Raw genomic sequence first — 13,349 nt, 5'->3', positions numbered from 1 at the left:
CATGCTGGCGCCGACGACACCAGGCCCGTGCACGGAGCAGCCACTACCAACGTCAGGCCCTCCAACAGTCGTGATCAAGATCTACAGCTGGAGTACTAGACCGTTCATGAAGTAGGTGAGGACTTCCATCAGCACCTGGTGGTTGAGGGTGTCGGTCACCATGGGGAAGAGCAGCAAGCCCACGTGACCGGCCTCGGTGAGCTCCACGTGTGTGTCGTTCAGCTTGCCCCGGGCCAAGCGCACCGAGTCGGCGGCGATGAGCTGGCCGAGCCGCGATCTGACCGTGCTGTGACCGAACCTCGGGGCCAGCACGGCGTGCAGCTCACGAATGGGGAAGCCCTGGTCATCTTCGCTGGCTGCGAGCATTTCGCAGATGGCCTTGGCACACTCGATCTCTTCGTCGCCGACGTTGAGGCTGGCCGCGCTGCCGATCACCGGACCGAAGATGCTGGCGGCGTTCCTTGATCGAACCGAACGGAATGCCAGAGCCTGCCTCGGGATACCGACCGACCGGGATACGACCCCCTCCGACAGACTCTGACCTTCCCCAACTTCCTCCGCGGGTAACCCGTTTGGACGCATGGTCCGAAAGGTAACCGACGCCTCTGACAATCCACTCCGAACGAAATCACCTTGCGAGAAGCACCCCGCTAAAGAATTCGACCCCCCGTTCGAATCCAGATTGCCGCACCGGTTCATTCGAAAACTTGACTGATTTCCGACTCGCTCGCGCCTCACCACGCGGCCAGTTGCGTGGCTGGGTCCGAACTGTGTGAACCCGCACGTGCCATATCGTGCGCGGGTGCAGAGGGGCATCGTGTTTGACGGTCGCACAGAGCACTGTTGCGGACCGTGTTCTACGTGGCGAGGCGGAGTCCGCCACCGCCATGGCCGGGGAGCTGGGACTGTGGGTGGCGTTCGGGTCGCGCTTCACTCATTCCTCACCAGGCCGATTCACCCCGCTCCAGGAGCGACCTTGAGGTGGGTGGTGAGATTTTGGAACGCGGTCCATCCGTCGGCGTCGGTTCCGTCACCCAGGACGTAGTGCAGGGCGGGGTGCGCATGCGTGCCGAGTTGTCGCGGGCGCAGGGCGATGGGTGGTCTTCGGGCGTGGGTGAGGCCGATGGCGTTGACGTCGCGGGCGCCGAGGGTGAAGGACACCGGGATGGGCGGGGCCTCCAGACGCGGCGTCAGAGTCAGGTCTGCGCGAGCCGACCGGAGCGTGGTGAGCATCGTCACCAGGCCATGCTCGTCGACCAGCGCGGCGGCGAGGGATTCGACGGCGTCCAGGGGGACGTCCACAGCGGACGGGTATCCGAGCGTGAGCGTGATGTCCTGGGTGACGCCAGCCTTCGTACGCACTATGCGGAGTGTGGCGATGGACGGATGGTTCGGATCGCCGATCGCGACCAGGTGGGTCGGAACTGGTGACCGGTCTCGGGCCAGGTCCGTCAGCTGGCGCGGTGACCAGGGCAGGTTGACCGGCTCCGACGTGCTCCAGCCCACCGGTGCCGCGCCCGTCAAGTGGCGCCAGGCGGTCTCCAGGCCGCGGCCGAGGACCAGGTCGGCGGTGGGGGCGTGGACCGTGCGGAACGTGAGGGTCAGCTGGCGTTCCGGGGTGGGCTCGGTCTGCTGGGTGAACGCGGCAGCGACCGTTGTGCTGGTGGGGAGGAACGTGCCCTGCTGCCACGCGAGAGGGGCCCCGGACAGGCCGTCGTAGTAGCCGCCGGCCGGGTTCTGGATCACCCACCGGTTGGGGGCGCCCCTGAGTGCTGTGCGCAGGGGGAGAGTGAGCCGGGCCTGGGGTGGGGTGACCAGGTGCAGGGCGCGGTTTGTGGCGCTCGTGGTGCGCAGGACGTCGGAGAGCCAGGTGGTGAAGGCGAGGACGGGACGGTCGGAGAGGACGACCGCTGTGGACTCGGTCAGGACATCGACCGAGGGAACGTCGGGAGCGGACGGAGCGACGACGTCCTGCGCGTCATCGGGCGGATCCTCCTGCGGTATGGCCACCACGCGTGTCGTCGTACCCGCGGTGCGCGGCCACACCGTCCCGCCGAGCAGCGTGGTCAGGCGTCCGCACACCGAGTCGGCGAGAGGTTCCGCCTCGGGTACGGCGGTCGAGGCGCGGGCCTCGGTCCACCAGTACGGCGGCGGGGGTGCGGACACGTCACTGCCGAGGAGTCGTTCGGCTTCGCCGGGTATGTGGATCAGGAGTGGTGCCTCGATGGAGACCAGGGGACGGCCGACGCGGGTGCACAGCTGGAGGATGCCGCCGTCACCGGTGGGGGTCAGCCCCAGGTCGGGGCCGCCGGCGAAGAGGCCGGCGAGCAGGGTGCGGGTGTCCGGCATTTTTGGGGTGAGGGCTATGACGTCTTTGGTCACGAGCGGGCCTCCGACGGCTGCGGGGTGGTCCGGGTACGTTCAAGTGGGCGCGGTCTGGCGGAGGGCGGGGGCGGAGTGGCCGTCGTCCAAGTGCAGCCAGGAGCGTCGCTCGGCTGTTTCACTTCGAGTGATGGCTGTCCTTGCGGCGCCTCGCAGGTGCTCCTACTCGCGGACAGTGGACAGCGTCAACCGTTGTTCTGGATCTCTGATGCCAGGCCCAGGGTGAGTTGTGCGCTCGCCAGCAGGCGGGTGATCTCGAGCGGGCGGTTGGCGAATTCCGCCCTCACGACATCGATCGGATCGACCCGGCGGATCAGCCCGTCGCGCCCGGTCGCCTCGACGACAAAGCGGTACCCGGTGGGGCTTGCGGGATCGTCCACGAGGAGCCAGCGCGCGCCGTACGTCTGGATCAGGAAGTCGGCGACGAAGGACACCAGGTCCAGATGCAGGGTCACCCAGTCGGACTCCTCAAACTCGTCCAGGGGAGCGCGGGACACGTAGTCGTCCAAAGCCGGAATGACGCTCACCGGGTCACGCGAGTAGATCTCGGCAGGGACCCCGAGCATGTCCGCGATATCGATGGCGTTCCGACGCCTCTCCTCCGCCCATTCCTCTAGATTCGGTTCGTTCACGTTCACCATCTGGTGCGCCTTTCGCGACTTCAGAGCTTTTTGGGGGGCGGGCCGTACTCAACGAAGATAATGCGCGCCTGGATCAGATAGTTCCGCAGGGCCTGTGACGGTGGCGCGTGCGTGAAGACCCAGCGGGGATCGAACCCCGGGTCCTGGCGGCGTAGCGCCAGATCCTTGTTGATCTGCTCGATGATCCCCTTACTCAGGGGGACTTCGCCCCTCACAGACTTTTTACTGCCGTCCTTGAGAGTGATCGTGCGCCACTCCAGGTAGTGCTTGACCTCGACGGCCAGCGTACGGCCGCCCGGCATGTCCACCGGAACGTCGACATTGCGGCCCCCTGGCGTCTGCACAGGGTGGTACGGATGCTCGTTGGGTGACACGCGATAGTGCCGCTCGGCCGCGCCCCCCACCATCTGACGGACGAAATCCTCCGCTCCCTTGTAGCGCGCCCGGCTGTGCCGCATACGCTGCATTTCGCGCAGAGTACGTTCCGCCCGGCCCGGCAGGAGCTCAGGACGAGTCAAGTCGGGTTCACCGTCAGGCGTGTCGGGCCGGTGCGCTTGATCCGGTCCCTCACCCAATTCGGCGGGTGAGTCGTCCGGCTTCTGCGGATCCGCGGGCTCGCGCTCGGCCGAGCCGTGATCGTGCCCGGAACCGTGAGTGCCGTCGCCGTGACCTGTCCCTGCTCCTGCGCCGCCGCGCCCTCCTGTCCCGCCGCCGGTTCCGGGCCGCTCGGCGGCGGCTCCTCCCCCGGAATGTCTCCCGGAGTCGCCGCCGCGCGCGGCTGCATGGCCGCCGTCGGTCCGGTCTGTCCGCCCCGGTGCCTGTTCACCGGCACGCGCGGCATCAGTGGTGTGTTCTGCTCGGGCGCCGACCCCGGCCGGCTCGCGCGGGCGGTCCGCGTGAGCGGGCGCGTTCAGCTCCGTATGGTCGTTCGCGGAGAGTTCGTGCGTGGCCTCGTCCGCGTACTGGCGGACGGTGCCGTTGGCGTTGAGGACGTCGCCGGTCCTGGTATCCAGGTAGACGCGCTTGCCCGCCTGGTCGACGTACTCGACGGCGTGCTCGGGGACGGAGGCGGCGCGTTCGGCGAACGGGGTCGGCTGGTCGGGCAGCGTGTACCTGCCGCCATTGCCTGCCAAGTCCAGCTGGGCCCCGGTGTCCAGGTTCTTCAGCGCGGTGAAGGCGTCGCCGACCTTGACATAGGCGAACTTGCCCGCCTTACCGACGTACGTGAACGGGTCGACGGCCCGGCCCACCTTGCCCACGACCGACACCGCGCGGGCCGCCGCACCGGTCCGGCCGGCGCCGGTTGCCGCCGCACCCGCCCCTTCGGTGCCCAACAGGCCCAGGACGTTGAAGCTGACCGTGCCGGCCGCGCGGGCCGGATTACTCTCCCACGTGTCCCAGGCGACGAAGCCCTTGACGGTCTGCTTGTACGTTGTACGCGAATCACGCAGCCACGAGGGGAGCTTGTCATCCGGAACCAGCCACCACGTACCGAGGGTGGCACTGGTCAGGAATGACGCGGTGCCGAGTTTGGCCAGGCCCGTCCATGCCTCGCCCGCCGCGTCGGAGCCGTCCGCACCGAACAGGGTGCCCACGCCGTGGACCGTGCCCATTACGCCGTCGGTCCAGAAGCCGTCCCAGACCTGCCCGGCCGTGTGCGTGAACCAGTCCCAGCCCTCGCACTCCTGCTCGACCGCCGACCCCCACGGGGTCTCCCCGGCGTGATCGAGGTCGTCGGCGCGGTAGCCGTACATGCTCTCGCCGTGCGAGCCGTCGTCGACGGTGAGCGCGGTGCCGCCAACCAGAGCGGTGATCTTGTTGTGGCAGGCGCGTTCGGCAGCCTGGAAGGCGGCGACCGTGGAGTTCACGTCACGCCACAGGCCGTTGTTGGTGTCGACCTTGTCCTTGTCCTTGCGCCAGTCGTCGTCCCCCACGACCGAGTCCACGAAAGCCCGCGCATCCGCCTTCAGCGTCGCCAACTTCTCCACCAGCGGCCGGACTTCGACGCCGTACTCGTCCAGCGCCCCCGCGACCTTCTCCAGATCGTCCGCGAACGCGTCCGACTTCGCCTTCACCGGCTGCGTGGACGAGAACAGGTCATGCGCCTCCGGAGCACGGTAGAAGGCCGACAAACCCTGGAAGGCGGTGTGCAGATCAGCGCCCGACACCCGGAACTGACCCGCGTTCGCGTACAGCAGCATCACATCGACGCCCAGCGTGGATAAATCCCCGAGGAACTGCGGTATCCCGGACGGGTCGATCAGATTCGCCTCGTCCGCCATCACTGACCCACTGGCGGCGAATCGACCCCTGGCATCTCGACCTTCGGCTCCTTGGCCGCCTCACGCTGCGCGTTGGCCGCCAGAGTCAAGTCACCCTCGACGTAGTGCCCGGTGGCCTCCGCCGCCCCGCTCAACGACTTGGACGCACGCTCGGCGACATAGAGCAGGTCATGGCTCCACTGCTGCAGAAACTCACCCAGCGCCGCGCCGACCACCCCCACCGTGCTCGTGTATGGCCCATACTGGCTGGTGATCATCCCTGCCGCCGAGGCGGCCTCTTCCAGATTCCCCTGCATCGCCGAACCTGCCTCCGACAGGTTCTTCGCATGCGTACCCGACGTCTTCAGAACACCGCGCACCCCGACCGGGTCTATGTCCCACCCCGTCACACTGCTCTCCCAACCCCCGTACACGCCAAGAGCCACCCGATGCACAGCGCCAGTTCTTGCCGCCGCACCGGGTGTCCCGACAAGACCTACGCCCTATCGATCATCGAACATGCTCTCGCGTGCACCACTGCAAACACAACATCGCACCACGGCAAGAGGCTGGAACCAGTCACTTCACGGGGCGAGACCATGCGTCTGCTCGCTCCCCTTCAGCCGAAGGCGCTGCCAAGCAGTTCGCCAGCATCGGGTCATGCTCCGAGGGGACTGCTGTCGCAAACGCCCAGCCCAGAGGCCTCGCGCGCCCCTCCGCTCCAGGGACTTTTCAGGGACTTTCAGCTCTGCCTGAGGGACTTCCAAGGGACTTTTCGCTGCCTAACATGGCAAGGCCCCGAAAGATCGGAAAAGGGCCTCCGACGCAGGTCAGAGGCCCTTTCCCAGGCAAAGCCGCAGGTGGCGGCAGACGAGTCGGGCTGTACGCCGGGTTCTGTCGCCCGACCGCCTCGCGGCGGTCGGGGAGACGGCCATCCATCTAGGGCTGGCGTTGCCGCCGGCCTCGTGCGGTCTACCCGCGGACTCGGGCGGGCAGCCCTCGAACGTCCGCGCAGGGACACCGGGGTGTCCCCTCTTGACCTTGCTCCGGGTGGGGTTTACCTAGCTGCCCAGGTCACCCTGGGCACTGGTGGTCTCTTACACCACCGTTTCACCCTTACCGAGGACCGAGGTCCCCGGCGGTTTGCTTTCTGTGGCACTGTCCCGCGGGTCACCCCGGGTGGCCGTTAGCCACCACCCTGCCCTGTGGAGCCCGGACGTTCCTCGGGAAGGCCCCTCAGGGGGGACTCCACGCGGCCGTCCGCCCGGCTCGTCTGCCGTGTGGACCATGCTACCGGGCGAGACGACGGGGTCGATGCCGTCGCCAGGAACGAACCCGCCAGGATCAGGGCGAAGGACACCAGGATCCCTGGGGTCAGGCGCTCGTCCAGGAAGAGCGCTCCCGCCGCCACCGCCACCGCCGGGTTGACGTAGGTGAAGACCGTCGCCCTCGTCGGGCCGACCTCGCGGATCAGTTCCAGGAAGGCCACGAAGGCGAGGGCCGTGCAGATGACGCCCAGGGCCGCGAGGGAGATCAGGGCGGAGGAGGAAGGGAGGGAGGCAGGGCGGGTCAGGGCCGCCGCGGGGGCGTAGACCAGGGCCGACAGGAGCAGGACCGGGGCTATCAGCTGGAGGGTGGGGACCTGTTTGAGGTGGCGGGCCATGATCAGGGGGGCCGTGGCATAGCCGATCACCGTGATCAGGACCTCGGTGAGGGAGAGGACGTTTCCGCCGGTGAGGTGCGGGATGGTCAGGATCGCCACGCCTCCCAGGCCCAGGGCCAGGCCCGTCATGCGGCGGGCGCCCAGTTGTTCCGTGTCGCCGAAGAAGCGGGCCAGGAGCACGCTCACGATCGGGACGCCCGCGATCAGGAGGCCTGCCGTGGAGCTGGAGAGGTGGCGTTCGGCGTCGGTCAGGGTCCACCAGGGGCCGATGACCTCGATCACGGCGAAGGCGAGTATCGGGCGCCAGTGCCGGCGGACCACGCGGGTCAGGTCTCCCTGTCGGATCGCGAAGGGGAGGAGGAGGGCCGCGCCGAGAGCGCAGCGTACGAAGACGACCGTGGACGGCGAGACCTCGTCCACGGCCACTTTGATCATGAGGTAGGGGATGCCCCAGAGCACTCCCATCAGGGAGAAGAGGAACCAGCCGCGTGCAGTCATGGGGTGAGTCTCGGCCTGATCAGCGGCGTAGGTCTTGAACGCTGTTGCGGTACGCCGCCGGTGTCACCCCGAGCACCCGTCGGAACCAGCGCGTCATATGGGCCTGGTCGGCGAAGCCCACCTGGCCGGCGACGTCCGCCGGGCGGCCACCGGCGTCCAGCAGGGCCCGGGCCCTGCTCACCCGGTACTGGGCCAGCCAGGCGTACGGGGGCATGCCCATGGTCGTGCGGAAGGCCCGGAGGAGTTGGTAGCGGGAGAGGCCCAGGTCGGTGGCGAGGTCGGCGAGGGAGGGGGGAGCTGTCAGCTCGTCGGCCAGGCGGTCGCGTACGGCCAGGGCGATGGTGTCGGCGCCGGGGACCCGGTCGGCGCTCGCGCGGGACGTGGAGTGGCGGCGGGCCAGGGCCGTGAGCAGCCAGGGGAGGCGGGACTCAGCCTCCAGGGGGTCGGGGCAGGTGCTCAGCTCGGTGTGGGCGGTGCGCAGGGCGGCGGCGAGTTCGGGGTCGTGGAGGAGGGGGTCGCGGAAGTGCGGGGTGCCGCCGAGGATGCCGTCGGTGAGGAGGGTGGGGACCGGGTAGAGGGCGCGGTAGGCGTAGGTGCCGAATGCCGACTCGCCCGTGTGGACCTCGCCGGGGGCCAGGACGACGATCGAGCCCTCCCCCACCGTGAGGGCGCCGCCCCGGTAGTCGATGCACGAGGCGCCCCGGACGCAGATGCCGATGCTGAATTCCTCGTGGGTGTGCGGGGCGTAGCGGTGGCTGTCGAAACGGGCGGTCAGGAGGTCGAGGGGACGGTCGGGGCGGCCGAGGGCGGTGCGGGTCCAGTGTGTCTCGCCGCGTCCTCCGTTCACCTCTGCCTCCCATCAACGAGCTGCTCCGCCTCGTCCCCACCGGACCCTCAGGCTACGCCCGGCCGGGCGGGTGGGGGGTCAGAGGAAGTCCGAGGTCTCCAGGTCGAAGGCGAAGGGGGCGGGCAGGGTGAGCGGCTTGGCGAAGGGGACGGTACAGCGTTGGCGGTGGTCGTCGTCTCGGGGATCGCTGAGGAGTGTCACCTCGGAGGTGTCACGGTCGATGAGCAGGTAGAACGGGATACCACCGCGGGCATAGCAGCGGCGCTTGACCTCGCGGTCGGCCTTGGGCCGGGTGGAGGTCACCTCCAGCACCATGGCGACGCCCTGGCAGGGCATCCAGGGGTCGGCCCCCCGGTAGAGGCGCAGTACCTGGGGTGCGAAGGTGCCGTCCGTCAGGGATCACGTGATCCTTCGGGCAGCCCTCCGCCTTCCCGAGCTTCAGCCCCTTGTTCCCGCTGAAATCCATATCGGTCCGGGAGCGCTCCTGATCACCTGCTTCATGATCACATTGATGTGATCCTCGTGATCCCCGTCCGGCGGCGGTGTCACAACGATCTCCCCCTCGATCAGCTCCGCCCGGAAACCCTCCGGGGTGTCCAGAGCGAGGAAGCCCTCCAGCAGGACGTCGTCACGTGAGCGGCTCGTGGGCCATGGCAGTCATGTCACGTCCCTCCTTCTTCGGTCGCTCGCCAGACTCGGACATCGGCTGATCACCTGGCCATGAGATCGGGAACCGTTCCCTCGATCGTGGCACATGATCCCGGTCACGGTCAGTCGCCGGGCCCAGCCCTTGACCCTGCCGCAGCGTCAACGTTTCTACTGGCCGTATGCGGATCGGAGAACTCGCCGCGGCCGTCGGTGTCACGCCGCGTGCCGTGCGGCACTACCACCACCTCGGGCTGCTGCCGGAGCCGGAACGGCGGCCGAACGGATACCGGGACTACACGTTGCGGCACGCGGTCGTGCTCGCGCGGATCCGGCGGCTGACCGAGCTGGGGCTCGGGCTCGCCGAGGTGCGGGACGTGCTCGCGGACGACGCGGGGCGTGAACTCGTCGAGGTGTTCGGGGAGTTGGACGAGGATCTGGCCCGGCAGGAGGAAGAGATCAGGGAGCGACGGGCCCGGTTGCGCGTCCTGATGGCCGAGGCGAGGGAGGGGCGGCTTCCGGCAGAGGGGCCCGTCTCGCCCGAACTCGCCGATCTCTTCGGGCAGTTCGGGTCTATGTCGGCCCAGTCGCCGATGGCCGTCAAGGACCGGGAGGTGTTCGCGCTCCTGGAGACGACCGCGACGCCCGAGGCGCGGGCGGAGATGCTGGCCGGACTGGAGGCCATGATGGCGGCTCCCGGTGCGGTGGAGCGGGCGCACGAGGCGTACGCGCTGCTCGACGCGCTCGCCGACGCCGAGCCCGACGACCCGCGGGTGACGGAGGCGGCCGAGCTGCTGGCCGGCCTGATCCCGCCGGAGATGGTCCCGCAGGACGCCGACCTCGCCGACGGCCGTAACAGCGGTAAGGGCGGTAATGGCGGTAACAGCGGTTATGGCGGTAAGGGCGGTAATGGCGGCAGCTTCCTGCGGGCCCTCTACGCCGACCTCGCGCCCGCCCAGGCGGAGGCCATCCGCCGCACGCTCCGGATACTGATGGAGGATCGCCGATGAGGAAGATGAGCGTAGGGACGCTGAGGAGCGCGTACCGGATCGGCCGCTCCCTCGTGCGGCATGAACTCCTGCTGCTGACCTGCTTGTTGCGCTGGGTCGCGCGGCGGCCGCACGGGGTCGGGGGAGAAGGGCGGGCGTACGGGTACGCGCGCGGGCAGGGGGCCGTGATGTTCGGCTTCGGGTTCGTGTGCGTCGTGGAGACCGTGACCATGTCCGTCCTGCTGCACGATTTCCCGATGGTGCACCAGGTCGTCCTCGTCCTCGACCTCTATACGGTCCTCATCGTCGCCGGGCTCCACGCGGCCTCCGTCACCCGTCCGCATGTCCTCACCGACACCGCCCTGCGGGTGCGTCGCTTCGCCACGGTGGATCTGTGCGTCCCGCTCGGCGCCGTCGCGTCGGTCCGCCGTGAGCTGCGGACGACCCACGAGAAGCGGGAGGGTGAGCTGGACCTGGCGGTCGGCTCACAGACGACGATCACCGTCGAACTGACCGAGCCCGTCGCGTACTCGACGTTCTTCGGCGGTCGTCGCGCGGTACGGCTGGTGCGCTTCCACGCGGACGAGTCCGATCAACTCGTGCGCGACATACGTGACAGGGGAGAGGTACGGGAGGCACAGGGGGTCACGCAGGGACGAATCGCACTTTCGCCTCTCCCGGCTGAGCTTGGGTGAGGCGTACCCGCAGCCGCTCCCCCAGCGGCAGCCGTTCGCCGGCGGTCGCCCGTACGCGGCCGATGACCGCCGGGGACGCCAACTGCACGGTGCCGACGGCTGGTTGGTCCTCCTCCACATCCACCACATACCCCTCGAAGACCTCGCCCACCCGGTCCTTGAGCAGTGCCGCCTCGACGATGTCGACGCACTCGCGCTCCGCGCGTCCGGCCCGCCGGGTGCCGGCGGCCATCTCGTCGGGGAGGGTGTCGAAGGCGGCGAGGACCCAGTCGGGGGTGGGTGCGCCGGTGGCGGCCGCGAGGCAGATCTCGGTGGTGTAGCGGTCGACGAGGCGGCGGAGCGGGGCGGTGCAGTGGGCGTAGGGGGCGGCGACGGCGGAGTGGGTGGTGATGTCGGGGAGGTCGCCGTCGCGGAAGACCGTGTAGTGGGCGCCGCGGAGCAAGGTCGTGCACTCCAGGAGGAAGGCGGCGTGGTGGGGTTCGCGTGGGTCGAGGGAGCGGACGAGCCGCGCGTACGAGACGTGGTGCGGCCAGTCGATGTGCAGGGCCTTGGCGGTACGGCGGAGTCGGCCGACGGCGCCGTCCGGTGCGGCGGGGAGTGTGCGCAGGACGCCGGTGCCGTGGGTCAGCATCAGGTCGGCCGCGGCCATGCCGGTGAGGAGGGAGATCTGGGCGTTCCAGGCCTCGGCGGGGAGTGGGGCGCGGTACACCAACTCGTAGCGCGCATCGCCGTCGCTGCCGTCGCCCTTGTCGCTGCCGTCGCCCTTGTCGCTGCCGCCGCCGGGGCCACCGGGGCGGCTGGTGCCGCCGGGGCCGAGGTGCTCGACGATCTCCTGCTCGGGGAGGTTGAGGGAGATGCCGCCGCGTTCGACTTCCAGGCGCTCGCGCAGCTCCCCGATCTCCTTCAGCAGGGCGAGTGGTTCTTCGGCGGTGCCCGCGTCGACCTCCTTCTGTACACCGGCGTGGTTCAGCTTGGCGCAACTGCGTACGAGGGCGCGGCGGACGTCGATGGTCTCGGTACGGCCGTCCGCGTCGAGGTCCAGCGTCCACAGCACCGCCGGGCAGGTGTGGTCCGGGAGGAGGCTGGCGGCGCCCTCGGAGAGGGGGGTGGGGTGCAGGGGGACCTTGCCGTCGGGGAAGTACAGGGTCGTCACCCGGCGGTGGGCCTCGGTGTCGAGTGCGCTGCCGGGGGTGACGAAGGCGGCGACGTCGGCGATGGCGTAGCGGACGCGGTAGCCGCCGTTGCCCTGGCGCCGGGAGAGGTGCATGGCCTGGTCGAGGTCGGTGGAGGCGGGAGGGTCGATGGTCAGGAGGGGGATGTCCGTGGCGTCGTACGACGGCAGGCGCGGTGACCGCGCGGCGTGTTCCGCCTCGACGAGGACCTGCGACGGGAAGGCGTCGGGCACACCGAGCTCCCCGCGCAGCGCGCGCAGGGCCGCCCGCAAGGGGGCCTCGGCGGCGCCCGTGACGCGGAGATGGCGGCGGGGCATGGGTCGAGCGTAGGGCGGGGCGGGCACGATGGCACCCCGGCGTCGGCCGAAGCGCGCTGGACGGCACACCGACGTGGTGGGCCAAAGCACCGGGACGGCACACCGACGTGGTGGGCCGAAGCACCGGGACGGTACACCGACGTGGTGGGCCAAAGCACCGGGACGGTACACCGACGTGGGAGCGGAGCACCGGGTCACCCCGAGGTGGGGGGCGAAGTGGCCGGTACGGCGCACCGGCTTGCGCCGCTGGCCCCGCCCGGCAGCACCGCATCCCGTGTTGCGGAGGCCCTCCCTCCCACCCCGTACCCTGGCGCGGAGCCCTACAGAAGGAGTCCCCGTGCTCGTCCTGCTGCCCCCGTCCGAAGGCAAGGCCCCCTCCGCGGGTGGGGCTCCGCTGAAGTTGGAGGGGCTTTCGTTGCCGGCGCTGAACGGGGCGCGGGAAGCCGTGATCGGTGAGTTGGTCGAGTTGTGCGCCGGGGACGAGGGCAAGGCGCGTGAGGTGCTCGGGCTGAGTGAGGGGCTGCGCGGGGAGGTCGCCAAGAACGCGGAGCTGCTGACGGCGGGCACACGGCCGGCCGGGCAGGTCTACACGGGCGTGCTGTACGACGCGCTCGACCTGGCCACCCTGGAGACCGCCGCGAAGCAGCGTGCCGCGCGCACCCTGCTGGTGTTCTCGGGCCTGTGGGGTGCGGTGCGGGTGACGGACCGGATTCCCTCCTACCGGTGCTCGATGGGGGTGAAGCTGCCCGGCATCGGCGCGCTCGGCACGTACTGGCGTACGCCGATGGCGTCGGCGCTCCCCGAGGCAGCCGGTGACGGCCTGGTCCTCGACCTGCGCTCCTCGGCGTACACGGCCGCGTGGAAGCCGAAGGGCGAGGTGGCCGGGCGGACCGCGACCGTACGGGTGTTGCACGCACCGACCCGGAAGGTCGTCAGCCACTTCAACAAGGCGACCAAGGGCCGCATCGTACGGAGCCTGCTGTCGGCGGGGATCGCGCCCAAGGGCCCGGCGGAGCTGGTGGAGGCACTGCGGGACCTCGGGTACGTGGTGGAGGTGGAGCCTCCGGCGGGCGCCGGGAAGGCGTGGACGCTGGATGTGCTGGTGACCGAGGTTCACTGAGTCGAACGCGCGCGACCCCGCGCATCGCAGCAAGCGGGGTGCTGGAGCCGAAGTTCTTCCCGGCGCGGGCGACGGGCGACGGGCGACGGGCGACGGGCGGGGGCGACGGGCCTCCGCGA

The 13,349-nt window shown here is 69.7% G+C and carries 10 protein-coding genes, 1 other RNA gene and 2 pseudogenes; 3 read left to right on the top strand and 10 right to left on the bottom strand.

Features of this window, described 5'->3' with window-relative positions; genetic code table 11:
* Positions 1-81: 81 nt before the first annotated feature.
* From ACFY9I_RS18250 to ACFY9I_RS18210, 9 genes and pseudogenes are all read right to left on the bottom strand, one after another.
* On the bottom strand, positions 82-435 hold the full coding sequence (locus ACFY9I_RS18250; RefSeq protein WP_391002695.1) for a hypothetical protein: 354 nt from the start codon (positions 433-435) through the stop codon (positions 82-84).
* Between the two features lie 519 nt (positions 436-954).
* Positions 955-2,382: a DUF6177 family protein gene (locus tag ACFY9I_RS18245; protein WP_391002693.1), complete on the bottom strand. Its 1,428-nt coding sequence runs from the start codon at positions 2,380-2,382 to the stop codon at positions 955-957.
* 185 nt (positions 2,383-2,567) lie between these two features.
* On the bottom strand, positions 2,568-3,023 hold the full coding sequence (locus tag ACFY9I_RS18240; protein ID WP_391002692.1) for a hypothetical protein: 456 nt from the start codon (positions 3,021-3,023) through the stop codon (positions 2,568-2,570).
* A gap of 20 nt (positions 3,024-3,043) precedes the next feature.
* Positions 3,044-5,305 carry a hypothetical protein gene (locus tag ACFY9I_RS18235; protein ID WP_391002690.1) on the bottom strand — a complete coding sequence of 754 codons (2,262 nt, stop codon included), beginning with the start codon at positions 5,303-5,305 and terminating at the stop codon, positions 3,044-3,046.
* Positions 5,305-5,694 carry a DUF6507 family protein gene (locus ACFY9I_RS18230; RefSeq protein ID WP_391002688.1) on the bottom strand — a complete coding sequence of 130 codons (390 nt, stop codon included), beginning with the start codon at positions 5,692-5,694 and terminating at the stop codon, positions 5,305-5,307. The genes ACFY9I_RS18235 and ACFY9I_RS18230 overlap by 1 nt, the downstream gene beginning before the upstream one ends.
* 457 nt (positions 5,695-6,151) lie before the next feature.
* Positions 6,152-6,556, bottom strand: an RNA gene (rnpB, locus tag ACFY9I_RS18225) — RNase P RNA component class A.
* 61 nt (positions 6,557-6,617) lie between these two features.
* Positions 6,618-7,445 (bottom strand): annotated as a pseudogene (locus ACFY9I_RS18220) (DMT family transporter); the annotation flags it as partial.
* Positions 7,446-7,464: 19 nt separating this feature from the next.
* Entirely contained in the window at positions 7,465-8,292 is an 828-nt protein-coding gene (locus tag ACFY9I_RS18215) for an AraC family ligand binding domain-containing protein (protein WP_391002686.1), read from the bottom strand.
* Positions 8,293-8,370: 78 nt separating this feature from the next.
* Positions 8,371-8,953, bottom strand: a pseudogene (locus tag ACFY9I_RS18210) (Uma2 family endonuclease).
* A gap of 166 nt (positions 8,954-9,119) precedes the next feature.
* On the opposite strand from ACFY9I_RS18210, the gene ACFY9I_RS18205 reads away from it, so the two are divergent.
* Both ACFY9I_RS18205 and ACFY9I_RS18200 read left to right on the top strand, forming a co-directional pair.
* On the top strand, positions 9,120-9,947 hold the full coding sequence (locus ACFY9I_RS18205; protein WP_391002684.1) for a MerR family transcriptional regulator: 828 nt from the start codon (positions 9,120-9,122) through the stop codon (positions 9,945-9,947).
* The gene (locus tag ACFY9I_RS18200) at positions 9,944-10,621 is read left to right on the top strand and encodes a hypothetical protein (protein WP_391002682.1); all 678 of its coding nucleotides are present in this window, start codon (positions 9,944-9,946) and stop codon (positions 10,619-10,621) included. Before ACFY9I_RS18205 ends, ACFY9I_RS18200 begins: the two co-directional genes overlap by 4 nt.
* Here the strand turns inward: ACFY9I_RS18200 and ACFY9I_RS18195 are convergent.
* A complete protein-coding gene (locus ACFY9I_RS18195) occupies positions 10,572-12,110 on the bottom strand; it encodes an RNB domain-containing ribonuclease (RefSeq protein ID WP_391002680.1) in 1,539 nt (512 codons plus the stop codon). The genes ACFY9I_RS18200 and ACFY9I_RS18195 overlap by 50 nt on opposite strands.
* A gap of 337 nt (positions 12,111-12,447) precedes the next feature.
* On the opposite strand from ACFY9I_RS18195, the gene yaaA reads away from it, so the two are divergent.
* A complete protein-coding gene (gene yaaA, locus ACFY9I_RS18190; protein WP_391002678.1) occupies positions 12,448-13,230 on the top strand; it encodes a peroxide stress protein YaaA in 783 nt (260 codons plus the stop codon).
* Positions 13,231-13,349: the final 119 nt, after the last annotated feature.

Origin of the sequence: Streptomyces sp. NPDC012510, from assembly GCF_042955065.1 — a bacterium.
Classification (GTDB): domain Bacteria; phylum Actinomycetota; class Actinomycetes; order Streptomycetales; family Streptomycetaceae; genus Streptomyces.
Note: the sequence above shows the minus strand (reverse complement) of the source record. Positions and strands in the feature narration are given on the sequence as shown.

Excerpts from the sequence above, each read along its gene's own strand:
- ACFY9I_RS18240 (WP_391002692.1), bottom strand. The coding sequence starts at position 3,023 with ATGGTGAACGTGAACGAACCGAATCTAGAGGAATGGGCGGAGGAGAGG.
- ACFY9I_RS18235 (WP_391002690.1), bottom strand. The coding sequence starts at position 5,305 with ATGGCGGACGAGGCGAATCTGATCGACCCGTCCGGGATACCGCAGTTC.
- ACFY9I_RS18205 (WP_391002684.1), top strand. The coding sequence starts at position 9,120 with ATGCGGATCGGAGAACTCGCCGCGGCCGTCGGTGTCACGCCGCGTGCC.
- ACFY9I_RS18200 (WP_391002682.1), top strand. The coding sequence starts at position 9,944 with ATGAGGAAGATGAGCGTAGGGACGCTGAGGAGCGCGTACCGGATCGGC.
- ACFY9I_RS18195 (WP_391002680.1), bottom strand. The coding sequence starts at position 12,110 with ATGCCCCGCCGCCATCTCCGCGTCACGGGCGCCGCCGAGGCCCCCTTG.